Source organism: Gimesia aquarii, from assembly GCF_007748175.1.
Taxonomy (GTDB): Bacteria; Planctomycetota; Planctomycetia; order Planctomycetales; family Planctomycetaceae; genus Gimesia; species Gimesia aquarii_A.
In genome coordinates, this window is the sequence record NZ_CP037422.1 from 2,279,233 (window position 1) to 2,297,127 (window position 17,895).

Here is a 17,895-nt window from a genome sequence, read left to right on the forward strand (position 1 = left end):
AACATGATTGAATATTTAAAGAAAATCATCTCAGATCAATTTGAAGCATCACTCTGTATGCTGGGGGATTGTATTCACTACTGCCCACAAAATCATTGGCACGAAAAAAATGTTAATATGGAGTTTGGCTATGTTGCCTATCATACATTGTGTTTCGTCGATCTTTATCTTTCACCAGACGAAGCTTCTTTTCAACTCCGTGATTTTCACAATGAACAAGATGAAGATCCATTCAAGCCAAAATTGGATTATCCTTTAACACAAGAGATCGTTTCTAACTACCTGAAGACATGTCGAAAGAAAGCACTTGATACGGTTGCAGAAGAAACGGAGATCTCACTCAAAAAAGAATCTGGTTTTGATTGGTTACCAATCACGCGTGGTGAATTACACATCTATAATATTCGGCATATTCAACATCATACCGGACAACTCAGTGCCTACTTACGCCGAATTGATATAAATACAAAATGGGTGTCCACAGGCTGGAATTCCAGTGTGATTTAATGCGTTCGGGAACACAATTGTTTAATCGGCAACAGGCCCCAAGCGCAATTCAAGATCTTTAAAGCGCACTTCCATTGGCCCACCAGAGTGAATCTGAAAGGCGATGATTCCTGATTTTGCTCCTTTGGTATCATTTAAATCTGTGCATAGATTTCCGTTGATATAGGTCTGAACTTGCGAACCAACGGCCACGATTCGATACTCGTTCCATTCATTCTCACGAACAAATTCCTCGCCGGACTCTTTAAACAAGAGGCCACGGCCATGTTCTTCATATAGTTTGCCCCACCAACCTTTACCGATATCTGCCTGATATCCTTTCACATGACCATTAGGTTGAAGAGAACTGCGAAATTGAATTCCGCTGTTGCCTGCATCAGGCGATAGTTTGACTTTGGCTTTCAGCTCAAAGTCACCCACGAGTAAATCACTCACCAGGAACTCATTCCGCTTGATCCCCGGTGAACGTCCCACAATTTCACCATTCTCAACAGACCAGAGTTGGCTATTACCAGTCCAACCTGTTAGATCCTGCCCATTGAAAAACAATTTCAAATTGTCATTCGTCGCTTTCATGGGAACCTGTTTTGAACTGGCCAGATAAGCAACCAATGATCGAATTTCATGGCTATTCAATTGCTTCCATAAGTTGTCAGGCATCATCGATTTATCACTCAGGCTCATCTCATCAATTTCATCGCGAGGGATGATGACTGTTTCATTGGCTGTTGCCACAGTCACTGCATTCTTATTTTCTTTCTTAATGATCCCGGTCACGATTCGTCCGGACTCAGTTACAATCACGACAGGCTGGTAGTCCTTCGCCATGACAGCACTGGGATCAATCACATTTGACAAAAGGTAATCCAAATTTGCACGATTGGAACCTGTTAACTCTGGACCAATGATTGCTCCCGTTCCAAATAGCTTATGACATTGCTGACAGGTCTTCGCAAATACTGCTCTTCCCAAATGTAAGTCCGTTTTAGGTCGACTTCGAGAAAGCATATTTTTATAACTGGCGATCAATTTCTTCTTATCTGCCGCCGTCTCACGGACAATTCCCCAGACCTTGCCGATTCTTTTATTGAGACTTTTATCTTTCAAGTTACCCAGCTGACGTACAATTTCAGCCGAGAGGTCTTTGGAAGGAATCTGTTTTGCTTCAACCGCAGCCATTAATTGATGCGCGTAATCAGCTCGGCTCGCCAGCGTGTTGAGGGCGTCTCGTTTTTCATTCGGATCAAACTGAGAATAACGTCTCAAAATCGCTGGAGCGATTTCTCCGTCGGCATATTCTGCTAAACCTCGTATCGCTTCGCGGCGTAAGTTTTTTTCGTCGAGTAACGTGATCAAAATCGGAACCAATTTAGGATCCTGTACGCCCAACAAGGAAGACATCGCAGATTTTCTACCCGACATTTCATGTTTCCGGTCAACGAGAATCTCGCGCAACGTTTGCATTGCCTGAGGGTCACCAAAAGTGACTGCCAGAGCCAATGTTTGAGATTTTACCGTCGGATCCTTGCTGGTAATTAACTTCTTCCCCACGAAAGTCCAAGGCTCGGGCATCGGAAATTTACGACGCCCACGCAGTGCTTTATTGATTGAATCCAGGAAAACTTTTTGACGTTCTGCTGTCTTTGCCTGCCCCAGTTGTTGCACTAAAAAGGCAACCGCTTCCTCACTACCGATGTCAGCAATACGACGTAATATATACGATTCGATCAACGGAATATTAGATTTTTTCGCCAGTTCAAACGAGCGGTGCATGTTATGGGTGGCCAGAGGTTCGACCGCATACCAGTAAAGTAACGGAAGGTTATGATCGCTTTGATCTTCTGCATGGCTGACGAGGCCAGCAAGAATCTCCCAGCGTTGATCCAGGGGTAACCGATTCGCGGCTGACCCCAAATACAATCGCACGACAGGCGAAGGATCTTGAACCGCTAATTCAGCCAACTTTGACAGTAGTTTCGCAGAAGGGATTCCTATTTCAAGTGCCAGCTGTATTGCCCAACCCCTCATAAATTCACTCGGGTCATTCAGAGCTTGCATGATTTTTGATTCCGAGAGACCTCCTGTGACATGCAACGCCCACAACCCACGTAAACGTCGAGTCACGTCTTCATGTTTATACGCGATCTCCGCCAGTTGCGCGTGAACTTCTGGGTCTGGACCTCGCTCTTGTAGAATTCTACGAGATTGTCTCACATACCAGTCATTTTTGTGCAATTGCAGTTTAACCAATTCGTCGCTGGATAATTTTTGCAGATCAACCTTGACTGGTTTGGCATTCTGATACGCAACACGAAAGATTCGTCCGTTGGAACGATCATGCTTCTGAAATTCGCGATGGTGACATTGGTTTGTATCATACCAGTCAATAAAATAAACCTGCCCGTCTGGCCCGTATCGCAGGTAGAGAATCTGTGAGGAGCGATCATTGGCGAGCAAAAAATCAGGGGCATAATTTCCGGTATAGCCCGACCCAGACCGAGTCAGGACATCCTGGTTGAGTCGGGCACCGTGAATGTTATTCATAAACAATTGGTTACGGTACTTTTTCGGCCAACTTCCACCTAAGTAAATCATCGCTCCTGCATGAGCATGTCCCCCCCCTACTAAATCCGATGCAACTCGATCAGACTGATTCCATTGGCCGCCGGTCCAGTGCCGGTGTTTAGCGATAGTTTTAATATCATTGTAGGTATAATTATTAAAATGTCGTCCGGCTTGCCTGCGATAGCGTGCATTTTGTACGATATGAAACAGGTGAGGAATCACGCAGCAAGTCAAAAAACATTGTCCCTGATCATTAAAGTCAACCCCCCAGGGATTGCTGGTACCGTGTGCAAAAACTTCAAATTCGTGCCGTGTCGGATGATAGCGCCAGATGCCAGCGTTAATCGGTTGACGATCTTTGTCGGGTGTTCCTGGTTTGCCAACGCGAGAGTGTGTAAACACACCATGACAACCATAGAGCCAGCCATCGGGTCCCCAGATAAATGAATTTAATGTTTCATGTGTATCTTCATAGTGCCAACCATCCAGTAAAACCTGAGGTTCGGCGTCTGGTACATCATCACCGTTTTTATCGGGAATGAATAAGAGATACGGAGCCTGCCCTACCCACACACCTCCAAAACCGACTTCCATCCCACTGACCAGATTCAATTTATCCTTGAAAATTTTGCGAGATTCAAATTTTCCATCTGCGTCCTTATCTTCAAAAATTAAAATCCGATCTTTCCCCTTACCCTCAGGTTGTTTGCTGGGATAAGCATAGGATTCGGCGACCCATAAACGTCCACGATCATCGATGGTCATCGCAATCGGTTGTTGCACATCAGGCTCGGCGGCAATCAATGAAACCGAAAACCCTTCTGGTACTATCATTACTTCCGCTGCCTTGGCCCCGGGCAAGCCATCGTATTTTTGTGCATGTTTTTTAGGGGGAGCACTACTATTGATCGCAGTTAACGCTGCTGGCTTCTTATCATGAAAACGAAAGTGATCGAAGTTTATATGCCCCCAGCCACCACGGTGTTGATCGACAAGGCGAATCAAAATTTCTTTGCCTTGGTATTTGGAAAGATCGACAAGTTGCTGATGCATTCGCTCATGGTTGCGTCCGCTGGCTTTAGCGATCACTTTATTCGTTGCTTGATCCACAATTTCGACACGCGTAGATTCATGCGCACCACCACCCACGTAAAACGAAGCGAAAGGTTGAGTTACTTTAATTGACGCCGACGTTAACGTTCCGACAGGCTTGTCTCCCAGAAACTCATATGTTCCCACCCAGAACTGCCCCTGATGATTACTCCGCATGTCATTACGACGAGAATAGACTGTGTCTCCCTTTGCAGGTTGCCGTTGAAAAGCTTCACCCTCGGAAGTCCAGTCTTTCAGATTCCCTGATTCAAAGTCGACATTGACACGTTTGCCTTTAGCATTCGTCGCAAAAAACTCACCTGGCTTCAGTTCATTTTTCAAGGAAACTTTTTTGGGGACATACGGTTTCGGCTGTGCCTTGTTCCAGGCTTCCTTCCCCACCTTCACCTTTTTGTGAACGAGAAGGTATATTCCAGACTTATTACCAACCACCACATCAGGTAGCTTATCCCCTGTTACATCACCAACCACAACCTGTGTCCCTACCCCCGATTGATCGTTGATTTGATAAGGCAGAAAATCAACACCTTTTTTTGTGCGTACGGTTTTGAACCAGTAATTCACAGACGGTTGTCTGGCACCGGGGTCATGCCCCTGATGCGCCCAATAGCGTTTACCTGTGATGATATCTTTAATGCCATCGCCATCCATATCTTCCAGTGCAACAGCGTGTAACTGAGAGAAGACCACACCATATTTATTCTCTTCGGGTCTGCTGCCCATGATTTGATGTTCAACAAATGTGATTTCCCCGTTCTGTTTCACATTCTCAAACCAGGATAAGCCATAAGCGTGTGCAGCTTTACTGGTAATGACATCCTGGTCCCCGTCCCCGTCTACATCGTAGACATACATCTGGGCGCCTCCCGGACCTGTAAATCTGAAAGAATGACGTGTCCAAAATCCAGGTTTACTGACATCAGCCGGTTGTTCCCACCAACCATTTTTTTCAAGGATGTCCAGCTTTCCATCACTGTTGACATCTCCTACACCCAAACCGTGAGTAAATCGACCGTATTTCAAGTTGGGAGAGATGGCATGAAATTGCCAGGGTTGTGTCGGATCTTTCCCTGGCCCCGCAAAACCTAGCTGCCCTCCTGTATGAAAGACCAACTCTGGTTCGCCATCACCGGTGATGTCAATATAGGTCGGTGATTCATTATCGACGGCTGGATGTGCTAAATATTTTTTCCAGTGTCCGGGTTTGTTCTGTGGATTGGCATACCAGAACGCTTCCTTACCAGGAAAACCGATAATCACAATATCCAGCCAGTTGTCTTTATTGACGTCGTGTACAAAAGCGAAAAAATTGTCCGAATACCCTTTGATATTCCATTCTTTTACCGGGTAATATTCGTGCTTCGTTTTGAAATCAGGACCTTGATACCAATACGGCCCCGAAATCAGATCCTGATGACCATCACCATTGATATCACCGAAAGTGGCACCCTCTGCATAGAAATCTTTCCCCAATTGTAAACGCTCAAACTGATGAATCGTGAAATCTTCAGCAGCCAGGAGTGGAGATGCCAACATCACAAGTATCAAAAACAGGGAGTTTCGAGCCATAATCTTTTCCCTCGGAAATCGGTTTTATTTCGACGATATAATATTGATTTAAAAATCGTAATTCAGTTACTGGTCTATTCTAAAGTGAAGGCAGGCAGTTTTTTGATTTCGCCTCCCTCCAACGCTGATTCATGCGCTAAAATGCCAACACTGGTCCAGTTTGCAGACAGCGGTGCATTCGGCCAGGGTTCACAATCTTCAACCAAGGATTTAAGAAACGCATTTACCAGATGTGGATGCGAACCACCATGACCTGCTCCCTGTAAGAATGAAAGATGCTCCTCATCATGAATCGCACGGGTAAATACTTGAATTTCCTCCGGTAACAGATGCGCGTAATCGGGCACTTCTACACGCTCGGGAATTTCTGGTTCCGGCTGCTTCGCCGTATGTAAGACCGGATTTTCTCCCTCAATTAAAGGCCATTCAAATGACTTTTTTGTACCATACACGTCAACAGATTCACGATATTGACGTGCCGTATCAAACAAGAATCGCCAGATATGGGCTGCGATGTCGGAATCTTTGATTTTAATATGACACGTCTCAACGGCAAATCGGTTACCCGACTTCTCAGCAATATCATCATTCACAGTTCCCGAACCGAAACAGCTTACATACTCGGCGCGACCATTGACCATTCCCAACACAGGACTCACCACATGTGTGGCATAATGCATGGGAATCATCCGTTCCCAATATTCGGGCCACCCCTCCATATCTTGTGGATGACTGGCCTGCATGTATTGAATCTTGCCCAACTCACCTTTGTCATACATCTCCTTGATGAATAGAAACTCTCGGCTGTAAACCACCGTTTCCATCATCATATATTTTAGGCCTGTTTCATTCACTGTGTTAACAATTTGCTCGCACTCAGCAACTGTGGTCGCCATAGGCACTGTGCATGCAACATGCTTATCAGCTTTCAACGCTTTGATTGACTGTGGCGCATGGTCGGGAATTGGTGTGTTGATATGAACGGCATCTACATCTGGGTCAGCCAGCAATTCATCATAAGAGGTATAACGCTTCTCAATCTCAAAGCGATCACCAATCTCGTTCAAATGTTCTTCTGACCGTTGACAAATAGCATACATATTTGCGTTAGGATGTGCCTGGTAGATTGGGATAAATTCCGCGCCAAAACCAAGGCCTACAATTGCGATATTGATTTTCTTCTGACTCATGACATTCCTTCTACGCTGCTAGTTTCCCCAATGTTTGCTGCTATCTGATGGCCCAACACAATGAATAAGTAACAATCTATTTTAAAAGGTAGCCAACCAGGTACCATGTAATCTTGCGCATAATAAATTGTGATATTTCACCAGACAAAAACTCATAATATTCTATATTTACAGTATGATTAAGCGATTCTACTTGAGTGAGCTGCTTAAACACCTTAATAATATTACATTTACGTAAATAAACTTTTGCCGCTGGTAGAAAATGAAACAACGCCCCTCAATTGCCTTACTGATTGAATCTTCGAATTCTTATGCTCGGGGGTTATTACGTGGGATTATGTCTTACATCCATGAACATCAACCCTGGTCGATTTACCTTCCTGAGCATGGAAGAGGTAACGTTCCCGCGAACTGGCTCAACAATTGGCACGGTGATGGGATTATTGCCAGGATTGAAAATAGTAAAATTGCTGATGCAGTTGTCAAAAGTAGCGTGCCCGCTGTCGATGTGAGCGCTGCCCGTTTGGCACCTTCACTTCCCTGGGTTGAAACTGATGATCATGCAATTGCGACTCTGGCTGCTCAACATTTGATCGAACGGGGCTTTCAACACTATGCCTATTGTGGCGACCACCGTTTCAACTGGTCTTGCTGGCGGGAAGAACATTTTCACCAATCGATCAATAATGCAGGTTTTGACTGCCACGTCTATCCTCAGTCAACAAGACGCCAAAAAGCGATTCCCTGGGAGCGAGAACAGCAGCGGCTCTCTGAATGGATTCTTCAACTCCCCAAACCAGTGGGGGTGATGGCATGTTACGATATCAAAGCGCAACAGCTACTCGATGTGTGTCGCACGATCAATGTTTCTGTACCTGAAGAAGTTGCTATCCTTGGCGTGGATAATGATGAGATTCTCTGTAACCTTTCAGAGCCTCCGCTTTCCAGTATCATTCCGAATACACATCAAACTGGCTATGAAGCTGCAGCCTTACTGGATCAGATGATTTCCGGCCATATCGTTTCTTCAGAAGCACATTTGATTAAACCACTAGGCATTGCGACGCGACAATCTACAGATATTCAAGCCATTGATGATAAGTTTATTTCCGATGCCGTCCGGTTCATTCGTCATCATGCTTGTGATGGTATCAATGTGCAAGATGTTCTTAAATCAATTCCTCTTTCCCGCCGTGTACTGGAAAGCCGCTTTCAAAAAATAATTGGTCGATCACCTCACGAAGAAATCATGCGTATTAGACTCGACCGAGTCAAACAACTTTTAGAAGAGACTGATTTGTCATTGATCAAAATCGCAGAAAGAACTGGGTTTCAACATCCCGAGTATCTGAATGTGGCATTTAAAAAACAGACGGACATCACTCCAGGAATGTATCGTCGTAATCAGAAAACACAAGAAAAGAATCATTGAACCGTCAAATCAGATCACAGGTTGACCATTCGATTCATAACAAACATCGAAACTTGATCAGTTGCTCTTTGAAATACATTGAATATTTAACAGAATTCACGCAGTCACGTTTCATTTCCAGCATCAACTCGTATATTAATTAACAGAGACTAACAATACCTCCTTCACTTTTTCCTTTAACTCATCTGAAAAAGTTCAAAAAGTATGGCGAACACAGCCTCTACCCATACGGCGTCTTCTAGTGCAAACAAGCGTATCATTTCATTGGATCAGTTTCGCGGCTACACGATTGCCGGTATGTTCCTGGTGAACTATATGGGATTTTTTGTTGTTTGTCCGGTTGTATTGAAACACCACAACACATACTGCAGCTATGCTGACACAATTATGCCTCACTTCCTGTTTGCAGTCGGCTTTGCGTTTCGACTGACATTCGGGAGACGTGTGAGAACAGAAGGATCATTCTCTGCATATATGCGGGTTGTAAGGCGATTACTCGGGCTGGTATTGGTATCACTGATTATTTACCGAGTCTCTCCCATTGCCAAAACTTGGACCGAGCTGCAATCAATCGGAATCTGGGGCGCAATCGCAGGCCCCTTGAAGCGAACCTGGTTTCAAACGCTGATGCATATCGCAGTAACCTCACTCTGGATCGTGCCTGTCATTCGAGCGCGGGCATCCGTCAGAATCGCATACATGATCTTCTCTGCAGCGGCACATCTCGTCCTTTCCTATTACTTCTACTTCACGTGGGTTAATTCTCCACCAAACGGAATCGATGGGGGACCACTAGGTTTTCTAACCTGGACCATCCCAGCAATCATTGGTACATTAGCGTGCGACTGGGTTGTTGAAGCCAAAGATTTGCCGCGCGTGAAACCAATTTTGTTCTGGTCAATCGTGTTAATGCTATTGGGCTGGATCATCTCGTGCGGTACCCGTTTCTATGATGTTCCCCTGGCAGAACAAGCAAACCCTGTTTTTCAAAAGCAGAAGCTGGCAACACACCCAGTAGTTCCAGACAAAGCGCAATTCAAAGCCAAACAAGGAAATCCAATCACTGCTTATCTGGCTGAGCCTCCCTTCGTCAAACCACCCGGACAGGAGCAGAGAAAGTGGAACTACTGGATGATGAGTCAGCGCGCGGGTACGCTCTCATATCTGTTCTTTGCAGCGGGTTTGTCATTGTTTGTGTATCTGCTGTTCCATCTGGCCTGTGATCGGCGAGGCTGGGAATTGTCTCTATTCAGAACACTAGGCACCAATGCATTAGTCGCTTACATTCTGCATGATCTTGTAATGGAAGCGGTCAAACCATTCGCTACGAAAGACTCTCCTGCCTGGTACGCCTGGGGCAGTTTTGTTCTGTTCTTCTGGATCACCTGGCTTATCGTTCGTCATCTGGAGAAAAACGAAATCCATTTGAAACTATGAAAGTTTCTCTCAGTTAGAACGAATGGTGGCCAGAAATTGATTGACTGCGCTGTTTAAGCTTTCGGACTGTTGTGAAATATCGTTGGCCGCACACAATAGATCTCGAGTCGAATGGCTTGTTTCGTCTGCAGTTGCTGAAACATTCTGGATACTATCAGTTGTTTGAGCCGTCTTCTCTGCAGCATTTTCTACGTTTTGATGAATTGTAGAAATAACTTGACTTTGCTCTGAAATCGAAGTGGAAATTGAGTCACTGATTTCATCTACTTTTCGAATTGTGCTACTGACAGTCGAAATATTCGAAACCGCGTCATCAACAATTCCCTGAATATGACGAATCTGATCTGTGATATGATCGGTTGCTTTTGCAGTATCTTGAGCCAGGACTTTGACCTCCGATGCTACAACAGCAAAACCAGCGCCCGCTTCGCCTGCACGTGCTGCTTCAATGGTGGCATTCAACGCCAATAAGTTAGTCTGTTTGGCAATATCAGCGATCATTTTTGCCGCTGAGCCAATGCCACCGGTTGCTTCCACCAAACCCGACATGAACTCTTTCGCATGCTCACTTTCGTTGACCGCTTGTTGCACTACTTCTGTCGATTCTTTGACTCTAGAATCAATCTCTTGAATCGAGTGATTCAACTGGACGGTAGATTCTGCGACGACATTGACATTTTGGCTGGTTTGATTTACAGATTCTACTGCATCTGTTGTTTCCTGGCTCGCTCTTTCCGTGACCTCTTTCAATGATTGAACGGTCGCATGTAATTGTGTTGCTGCGGCTGAAACAATCGTCGATATCCCTTGAACTTCCTTCTCAAACGCGTCTGCCATCTCCAGTCGCCTGACACCAGCCTGCTCGATCTCATCTGCCTGATGCTTCATTTTATCACCTGCAGAGTTAATCACCTCTGAGGCCTGTTTGAAACTTCCCCGCATACCTTTCAAAAGGACTTTGCGGAAAAATTTACCATTCGCAGATGCTGTGAGAGATGCTTTTGATTCTCTTACAAATGCATCGGTGTAATCGAGCAACCCATTGATAGAACGGATTGCGCGCTCTAAATCACCATCAACATCAACATGTAACAAACGTGCTTCCAAATTTCCCTGCGAAGCAGATTCACAGACATCCGCTAAATTTTTAATCCAGTGTCTGTATTGTTCCAGTTCTGCTCTCTCATCCCCCGAGACGGATAGTGCCATATTACCGGCATCGGAATTCAGTTCTGGAGTATCCAGTTTTAACATCTGTCACCTCTGTTAAATCAAACAGAATTGATCTGTTTTGTTCATCACCATAGCAATTCGGTTCAACTGCCTCACTTGAACTGATTAAAATAACATATTCTCAAAGTGCGAAGAGATATTCATCGTATTCAATTCCTGCCTCTTCTAATTGAGCAAGCAAAGAGTCCGTTGCATTCTGCATACCAACACGCCAATTCGATGCAGAATCTTCAATGTGTTTGAGAGATTGATAAAGAGTTTTGACTTTTGAAATGGCCGCAGACTCAGGAACGCGACGGCTGGAATGGTAACCAATGATGTTTCCCAAGCCGTCAAAGCTGGGTGTCACATGCGCGAGTACCCAATAGTGATCTCCGTTTTTACAAAGATTAATGACGTAGGCAAAGATTTCATTTCCTGCTTCAAGTGTGTCCCAAAGTAACTTAAACACACAGCGGGGCATATCAGGATGCCGAATCAGGTTATGAGGTTTTCCCAGTAACTCCGCTTCTGTGTAACCCGAGACCTCCATAAAAGTGTGATTCGCGTAGGTTATGAGGCCTTTCAGATCTGTTTTGCTGACAATGATATCGTCGTCTGCAAAAGTCCTCTCAAAACCTGTAGGGGCAGGGCGTTCCATTTATCTCGATTCCTGATTGAAATTCAGAATTGACTGAGTCAGAAGAACATAACATCAACCAAAGATTTGTCCGAATGTCCACATATCGGACACCGGAGTCATTATTCATTTTCGAACCAGAACAAGGTTTTAGAACAATAAAAAAGAATATATTCTGCGTGATTTATATTTAAAAAACCTACTTTTAAGGTTTAGGCTGATTTATAGATCAGAATATCTGAAAAGAAGACCAGTTTAGCAAATAAAACAGAGAATCTTTAACCACAATTAAATTCAGATCAATCTGCACGAATCACGACTTAAGTGATATCACTCGTTTGACCGCAGATCATGAATTCAGAGGCCCGGCTTGTTCTGTGCTCACACAATTGAACAAAAGATGCAAAGTTGAGTTTACCGCACCGCACATCAGTAAGTCCTTTAAAAACATAGAGAGCGCAAGACTAGATTGTAACTCTAAAAAGAATCTGAGATCAGACGAGTGTCACTACTTTTTCGCCTTCAGTCACTTTACCTAGCACGTGCACCGGGAATTGACTGGCCTGCAACTTTTCTTGGACAGCCTTGGCATGTTCTGCACGCACGATGGCGACCATACCAATACCCATATTAAAAACCCGGAACATTTCTTCTTCATCAATGCCGCCTAAAGATTGCAGCCACTTGAAAGAATCTGGTACTTCCCAAGCCGACTTTTTCATCTCGACTCGTCGATTTGCTGGTAAAATGCGTTCGACATTTTCTACCAACCCTCCACCAGTGATGTGTGCTAAACCACTGAAGACAATCTGATCCGGATAATCTTGAGCCACCGAATCGATGGCGGAGACATAAATGCGTGTCGGCTCCAACAACAAGTTAGCGACAGTGCGTTGATTCAGCTCTTCAATCGGATCATTGATCCCCATATCTGCTATCTCAAACACGACTTTGCGAATCAGGCTATAACCATTTGAGTGAAAGCCACTCGATTCCAGACCAAGCACTACGTCTCCCGCTTGAATCGCATGGCCATCCAGTATCAGGTTGCGTTCAACTACTCCTACACAAAAACCGGCCATATCAAAATCGCCATCATCATACAAATCAGGCATGATCGCAGTTTCGCCACCTAACAGGGCTGCTTTGGAAAGAACGCATCCTTTAGTAACACCATCCATCAACTCGACCAGTCGTTCAGGATCATCTTTGCCGAGTGCAATATAATCCAGGAAAAACAAAGGCTCTGCCCCCAGACAGAGACAATCATTCACGCACATTGCAACCAGATCGATGCCAATGGTATTATAAATTTCCGCTTCAAGTGCAACTTTGATTTTCGTTCCAACACCATCTGTTCCAGACACTAAGACAGGATCTTGATAATTGCGTCCCGCCTTTCCTGATTCCGGATTATTCAGACGAAACAAGCCTGCAAATCCACCGGGCAAATCCATCACACGCGATTTTTGTGCTAGATGTGTCTTGGCAAGCATTGGATGAATGGAAGACATTGCTTTCTGATAGAGATCCAGGTCAACGCCAGCATCTTTATAAGTCGCTTTAGTCATGATGTCATCCAGAAATGAACCAGGAAATGTTTTTAAACTTCACCCCTTTCCAGCAGAGGCATTTGATTTCCTCCAGCATAGCAATCCATAGATCAGATGAAAATCTTACCTATCAGTTATTTGATAGCCAGACAGGGAAAACCTTTTCTGATGCAGATTCTTCTAAAACTCTTTGATATGATCCTGACGTTCACTACTTGGATTGAGGTTCTCAGAATAAGATTTCTGCAATCCAACCGAGTCTAATTGTGTTTCACGCATATGATTGATATGAGGAGAAAGCCTGCATGAAGTTGGCAACTCTACAAACGGAACAAGGGGTAACTGTCGTTTCGGTAATGGACCGCGCCAACGAACTGATGTTCTTTGATATTCGTGCCATTGATGAAAGTCTCCCGCGTTCTCTTAAAGGAATACTCTCACTAGAAGATGGATTGGATCGTGCCAGACAAGCGGCGTTACAGGCTGAACAGGCCCGAAAACAGATCTCAGGGACCCTACTGGCACCAATTCCGAGTCCAGGAAAAGTACTTTGCATTGGTTTAAACTATCGGGACCATGCAGAAGAAACCGGAATGCCATTTCCTGATGAACCAGTTTGTTTCAGCAAATTTTCCAGTTCAGTCATCGGACCTCACCAGCCAATTCGTATTCCAGAAATTGCCAAAGAGGTCGATTATGAAGCGGAACTCGTAGTTGTGATAGGTAAAACGTGCCGTAATGTGAGTAAGACGGATGCGTCACAATACATCGCCGGCTATATGAACGGCCATGATGTTTCAGCGCGCGACTGGCAAATAGGACGACCGGGCGGACAGTGGCTGTTGGGAAAAACAGCAGACACATTTGCCCCGACTGGCCCTTACCTCGTAACGGCAGATGAAATCCAAAATGCAAACAGTCTCCCCATTAAATTGACACTTAATGGAGAGGTAATGCAAAACTCCAATACCGATAAATTTATCTTTACCGTGGAAGAGGTAATCCAATTCGTGTCTCAGTTCCTGACACTCGAACCGGGCGATATTATCTTCACCGGTACGCCTCCTGGAGTTGGAATGGCCCGTAAGCCCCCTGTATACCTTCAGCCTGGAGACCAAGCCGTTATTGAAATACCGGGGCTAGGAATATTACACAATCCCGTTGAGACGTGGAATTGAAATGTAATGCCTACTCGGAAGTAGATACTCGAACTGCACGCAAACCGCGATCGCTCTTTTCAGTTTCAAACTCAACAGTTTGACCTTCTACGAGCTGATCGAATGTGACACCATCCAGTGATGAAAGATGAAAAAAGATGTCCTGCTGGCCATCGTTAATGAAACCAAACCCTTTTTCAGTAATTTTTTTGATTGTTCCTGTGGCCATGTGAAGCCCATCCTCTAATCTTAAAAGTCTCTCGACAATAAAACGGAGTTTATTGTCACTCTGTAACTGATCATCACTTGAATTCAGTTAGAAATTCAAATGATGACACACTAAAAAATACGCATAGCGTATTAGAACACAAGAATAATGAAAATGATTGGGATAACGAACTGGCTCAACAAAAAGAATATTTTGAAAAAGCAAAATTCCTCAATCTGAAATTAGTGTGACAAACCCGAATCGAATTAGCAAACTGTTATATGGAAGTTTCTCATAAAAATTTTGAGAATTCTAAATATCCCGTCTACATTAATTCTTCCATAAATCTCTTGTTTTTAGAGATTTATGCTTGATCTTTACTATACTTTTTGGCACTCCACGATCAACTATTTTTTTAGCCAATTTAAACACCTTAAACCACTTATTTCCCATAATCATAAGAAAACATGTAGTGAAATCACTCATGTTAAAGTGAAAAAGCCCATTCGTTTACTATTTTCAAAATGAATTCTGACTTTAAATACTTTATGACTCTTGAAATCTGGTGAGTCTCATTTTTTAATGCTTCTAGACCTTTGCCTGTTTTTAAAAGCAGGAAACGCTTGACTTAGTTTTTTAACAACAATTCAGAAGGGACAATACAATGTCTTTCACAAAATGGGGTCGGCTTTGCGCCGTGCTCGTTACTGTAAGTATTTCAGCATGGGCCGTCGGATGCGGCAAACCTGCTTCTAACACAGCTGACAAACCTGCAGCTGATACGCCCGCCGCAGATGCCCCTGCAGAAGCTGGCTCAACAACCGGTGGTGCTGGAGCTGAAGTACCAGAAGGTGGTGAAGAGCCTAAAAAAGAAGAATCTGGTAGCTAAGCTTCCAGTCACCAGTGATCTGGTGACAAAGAAAATTCACTTAAAAACGCCCGTTTCTGAAAACGGGCGTTTTTTGTTAGATTAATAATCCACGCGATAGTGCTTCCCATCGAATTCCAGAAAGTTCGCTCACAAAACCGTGCTATTTCCCAGGCTACGGATTATAATGTGCATTAGAACCCTGTGGGCATTACGATGTTCTTCCCTTTCTGTGAAATTATCTTTCACCCCTGAAATCCATCTTTGATGTTAAAGGAAACCATTCGTGAAATCATTATCCTTTCTTATATTTTGTTGGTGTTTATGTTTGAGCACTTGCCTTCCGACAACCATACCAGCAGAAGAAACGAAGACACAGGAAGAATGGATTCCGTTATTCAATGGGAAAAATCTTGATGGCTGGAATGTGAAGATTCGCGGCTATGATTTGAATGAAAACTTCGGGCATACGTTTCGTGTGGAAGATGGCTTACTGAAAGTCTCCTATGATCAATATGATGAGTTCGCAGAAAAATTTGGCCATCTTTTTTACAAAGATCCATTTTCTCATTATATCATCCGTGTTGAATATCGTTTCACAGGAGAGCAATCCAAAGGTGGACCTGGCTGGGCATTTCGTAATAGCGGGATCATGGTTCATGGACAGACACCAGAAACCATGACCAAAGACCAGCGTTTCCCCGTTTCCATTGAAGTTCAATTACTCGGAGGCAAAGGGACTGGAAAACGGCCGACGGCTAATCTGTGCACTCCAGGTACGCACGTTGTAATGAACGACAAGTTGTTTAAACCACATTGTACGAGCTCTCATTCTCAAACCTACCACGGGGATCAATGGGTCACAGTGGAAGTCGAAGTGCGCGGAAATGAAATCATTAATCATCGGGTGAATGGCAAAACTGTGCTTTCATACACGAAGCCTCAGTTAGACAAAAAAGATGCAGATGCCCAAAAGCTCATTCAGAATGGGGCACCAATCATGCTGGAAAAAGGAACGATTTCGCTTCAGTCCGAAAGCCACCCAATTGAATTTCGCAAAGTAGAACTATTAAAGCTCAAGCCATAACCATTCTGCCTGCGATTGAGAATCGGTATCAGTTAAGAACTGCCTAATTGGTGAATAGAGTGGAGATCTCGTTTCAATACTCAGAAATAGCTGATTTTGATCAACTTCAGTCTGGAAGAAGCATGCTGATTTACGAATACTATTTCAGGTCAGCAAAAAGAATCAATTCTGCTCGAGCCTTTGAAATATAAATACCAGCATTACAAAAAAACGAAAGAAAGTAGTACCAATGAAGGGTAGCCAGAAAATCATCGATGCCTTAAACAGTGGATTAACTATCGAATTGACAGCAATCAATTTGTATTTTATCTCATCAAAGATGTGTAAAGACTGGGGCTTCGACAAGTTGGCCAAGCATTTCTATGATGAATCAATTGAAGAAATGAAACACGCCGATCAAGTCATTGACAGAATTCTTTATTTGGATGGCGTTCCTGAAATAGCACGTTACGATGTGATCCGCGTAGGGCAAAATGTGGAAGAACAAATTCAAAACAGCCTGGAACTGGAAACAAAAGGCGTTGCCACCTATAACGAAGCTATCGAGCTTTGCCACCAGGAAAAAGATGCTGGCAGCCGTGAATTGATGGATCAGATGGTTGTTGAATCTGAAGAAAGCATTGACTGGTGTGAGTCACAGCTTGAATTGATCAAGCAGGTCGGGCTTCAGAACTACCTTGCAGAGCAGATCAGAGAATAAGTGAGATTAACCAGCCTGAACGGTGCAGAGGCAGCGTCGTTTAGATTGGCCGCAATCATCGCATGATCCAGCAAGCAAGTCTTTAATCCGGCAATGACAGGCAGTGCAGCCTTTTCCTGCACCACAGCCACGCATCACCTCATGCACAGATTCCGCACTCGTATCAGTGATACATTGACGGACAACTTCATGTGTAACTTTGAGGCAATGACAGAGTAATCGCTGGCGCGGTACAGATTCCTTGATCTGTTCTACTGAAGATTGTTTGAACTTGCTCTCTGTAACGATTGACATATCACTTAATACCCAGGCGTTTGTGGCACTTTGTGTAACAAACGCTTTTTTGATTTTAGGTTTATCTCTTGGTTACCAAAGGGTTATGTAGGCAGGTGACTCTATAACCCTGTTTTTAGGTTTGACCTTGTGGCAAGTAGAGTATGAGACTCAGTCTCAACTAAAATTAGTATATCGGTTTTTGCAAAGCTGTCAACTATAGTCAAAGAAGATTTTTTCTCTAAGGAGGGTTTTACCACCTGAAACAGCGCACAAAAAGTACCTATCAAAAGAAAAGGCAGACATGGCAAATACGGAAAAATCACGCAAACCGTTTAGGAACACAAATTAGAGCCCACAGCCGAATCCAGTCGGTCCATAAAG

14 protein-coding genes are annotated in these 17,895 nt (G+C 44.0%); 7 read left to right on the forward strand and 7 right to left on the reverse strand.

Going from position 1 to position 17,895, the window contains the following annotated elements; all coding sequences use genetic code 11:
- The first annotated feature begins 3 nt into the window (after window positions 1–3).
- Window positions 4–507, forward strand: a complete 504-nt coding sequence (locus tag V202x_RS09030) for a DinB family protein (RefSeq protein WP_145173282.1) — start codon at window positions 4–6, stop codon at window positions 505–507.
- A 21-nt stretch (window positions 508–528) separates the two neighbouring features.
- Here the strand turns inward: V202x_RS09030 and V202x_RS09035 are convergent, their stop codons facing one another.
- Together V202x_RS09035 and V202x_RS09040 are read right to left on the reverse strand one after the other, a co-directional pair.
- Window positions 529–5,754, reverse strand: coding sequence for a PVC-type heme-binding CxxCH protein (locus V202x_RS09035; protein ID WP_145173285.1), 5,226 nt, complete (start codon window positions 5,752–5,754; stop codon window positions 529–531).
- 74 nt (window positions 5,755–5,828) lie between these two features.
- Window positions 5,829–6,944, reverse strand: coding sequence for a Gfo/Idh/MocA family protein (locus tag V202x_RS09040; RefSeq protein ID WP_145173288.1), 1,116 nt, complete (start codon window positions 6,942–6,944; stop codon window positions 5,829–5,831).
- Between the two features lie 262 nt (window positions 6,945–7,206).
- Between V202x_RS09040 and V202x_RS09045 the strand changes: the two genes are divergently transcribed.
- Window positions 7,207–8,376, forward strand: coding sequence for a XylR family transcriptional regulator (locus V202x_RS09045; protein WP_145173291.1), 1,170 nt, complete (start codon window positions 7,207–7,209; stop codon window positions 8,374–8,376).
- A gap of 204 nt (window positions 8,377–8,580) precedes the next feature.
- The gene (locus tag V202x_RS09050) at window positions 8,581–9,813 is read left to right on the forward strand and encodes an acyltransferase family protein (RefSeq protein WP_145173294.1); all 1,233 of its coding nucleotides are present in this window, start codon (window positions 8,581–8,583) and stop codon (window positions 9,811–9,813) included.
- A gap of 9 nt (window positions 9,814–9,822) precedes the next feature.
- On the opposite strand, the gene V202x_RS09055 is transcribed toward V202x_RS09050, so the two are convergent.
- From V202x_RS09055 to purM, 3 genes are all read right to left on the reverse strand, one after another.
- Window positions 9,823–11,067 carry a methyl-accepting chemotaxis protein gene (locus V202x_RS09055; protein ID WP_145173298.1) on the reverse strand — a complete coding sequence of 415 codons (1,245 nt, stop codon included), beginning with the start codon at window positions 11,065–11,067 and terminating at the stop codon, window positions 9,823–9,825.
- A gap of 100 nt (window positions 11,068–11,167) precedes the next feature.
- On the reverse strand, window positions 11,168–11,686 hold the full coding sequence (locus tag V202x_RS09060; RefSeq protein WP_145173301.1) for a PAS domain-containing protein: 519 nt from the start codon (window positions 11,684–11,686) through the stop codon (window positions 11,168–11,170).
- A gap of 473 nt (window positions 11,687–12,159) precedes the next feature.
- The gene (gene purM / locus V202x_RS09065; protein ID WP_145173304.1) at window positions 12,160–13,236 is read right to left on the reverse strand and encodes a phosphoribosylformylglycinamidine cyclo-ligase; all 1,077 of its coding nucleotides are present in this window, start codon (window positions 13,234–13,236) and stop codon (window positions 12,160–12,162) included.
- Between the two features lie 287 nt (window positions 13,237–13,523).
- Between purM and V202x_RS09070 the strand changes: the two genes are divergently transcribed.
- The gene (locus tag V202x_RS09070; protein WP_145173307.1) at window positions 13,524–14,396 is read left to right on the forward strand and encodes a fumarylacetoacetate hydrolase family protein; all 873 of its coding nucleotides are present in this window, start codon (window positions 13,524–13,526) and stop codon (window positions 14,394–14,396) included.
- A 10-nt stretch (window positions 14,397–14,406) separates the two neighbouring features.
- Here the strand turns inward: V202x_RS09070 and V202x_RS09075 are convergent, their stop codons facing one another.
- Window positions 14,407–14,604 carry a cold-shock protein gene (locus V202x_RS09075; RefSeq protein WP_144989469.1) on the reverse strand — a complete coding sequence of 66 codons (198 nt, stop codon included), beginning with the start codon at window positions 14,602–14,604 and terminating at the stop codon, window positions 14,407–14,409.
- Between the two features lie 643 nt (window positions 14,605–15,247).
- Between V202x_RS09075 and V202x_RS09080 the strand changes: the two genes are divergently transcribed.
- The 3 genes from V202x_RS09080 to bfr all read left to right on the forward strand — a co-directional run bounded on the left by V202x_RS09080 (window position 15,248) and on the right by bfr (window position 17,238).
- On the forward strand, window positions 15,248–15,472 hold the full coding sequence (locus V202x_RS09080; protein WP_145173310.1) for a hypothetical protein: 225 nt from the start codon (window positions 15,248–15,250) through the stop codon (window positions 15,470–15,472).
- Window positions 15,473–15,779: 307 nt separating this feature from the next.
- A complete protein-coding gene (locus tag V202x_RS09085) occupies window positions 15,780–16,538 on the forward strand; it encodes a DUF1080 domain-containing protein (RefSeq protein WP_232098919.1) in 759 nt (252 codons plus the stop codon).
- A 229-nt stretch (window positions 16,539–16,767) separates the two neighbouring features.
- Entirely contained in the window at window positions 16,768–17,238 is a 471-nt protein-coding gene (gene bfr / locus V202x_RS09090) for a bacterioferritin (protein ID WP_144989473.1), read from the forward strand.
- A 6-nt stretch (window positions 17,239–17,244) separates the two neighbouring features.
- Here bfr and V202x_RS09095 read toward each other — a convergent pair whose 3' ends face one another.
- The gene (locus tag V202x_RS09095; protein ID WP_145173313.1) at window positions 17,245–17,532 is read right to left on the reverse strand and encodes a (2Fe-2S)-binding protein; all 288 of its coding nucleotides are present in this window, start codon (window positions 17,530–17,532) and stop codon (window positions 17,245–17,247) included.
- Window positions 17,533–17,895 lie beyond the last annotated feature (363 nt).

What these genes read in the sequence shown, in the direction of transcription:
- V202x_RS09060 (WP_145173301.1), bottom strand. Translation starts at nt 11,686, where the DNA reads ATGGAACGCCCTGCCCCTACAGGTTTTGAGAGGACTTTTGCAGACGAC.
- V202x_RS09035 (WP_145173285.1), bottom strand. Translation starts at nt 5,754, where the DNA reads ATGGCTCGAAACTCCCTGTTTTTGATACTTGTGATGTTGGCATCTCCA.
- V202x_RS09045 (WP_145173291.1), top strand. Translation starts at nt 7,207, where the DNA reads ATGAAACAACGCCCCTCAATTGCCTTACTGATTGAATCTTCGAATTCT.
- V202x_RS09040 (WP_145173288.1), bottom strand. Translation starts at nt 6,944, where the DNA reads ATGAGTCAGAAGAAAATCAATATCGCAATTGTAGGCCTTGGTTTTGGC.
- V202x_RS09080 (WP_145173310.1), top strand. Translation starts at nt 15,248, where the DNA reads ATGTCTTTCACAAAATGGGGTCGGCTTTGCGCCGTGCTCGTTACTGTA.
- V202x_RS09095 (WP_145173313.1), bottom strand. Translation starts at nt 17,532, where the DNA reads ATGTCAATCGTTACAGAGAGCAAGTTCAAACAATCTTCAGTAGAACAG.
- V202x_RS09030 (WP_145173282.1), top strand. Translation starts at nt 4, where the DNA reads ATGATTGAATATTTAAAGAAAATCATCTCAGATCAATTTGAAGCATCA.
- V202x_RS09050 (WP_145173294.1), top strand. Translation starts at nt 8,581, where the DNA reads ATGGCGAACACAGCCTCTACCCATACGGCGTCTTCTAGTGCAAACAAG.
- purM (WP_145173304.1), bottom strand. Translation starts at nt 13,236, where the DNA reads ATGACTAAAGCGACTTATAAAGATGCTGGCGTTGACCTGGATCTCTAT.
- V202x_RS09070 (WP_145173307.1), top strand. Translation starts at nt 13,524, where the DNA reads ATGAAGTTGGCAACTCTACAAACGGAACAAGGGGTAACTGTCGTTTCG.
- V202x_RS09055 (WP_145173298.1), bottom strand. Translation starts at nt 11,067, where the DNA reads ATGTTAAAACTGGATACTCCAGAACTGAATTCCGATGCCGGTAATATG.
- V202x_RS09075 (WP_144989469.1), bottom strand. Translation starts at nt 14,604, where the DNA reads ATGGCCACAGGAACAATCAAAAAAATTACTGAAAAAGGGTTTGGTTTC.
- bfr (WP_144989473.1), top strand. Translation starts at nt 16,768, where the DNA reads ATGAAGGGTAGCCAGAAAATCATCGATGCCTTAAACAGTGGATTAACT.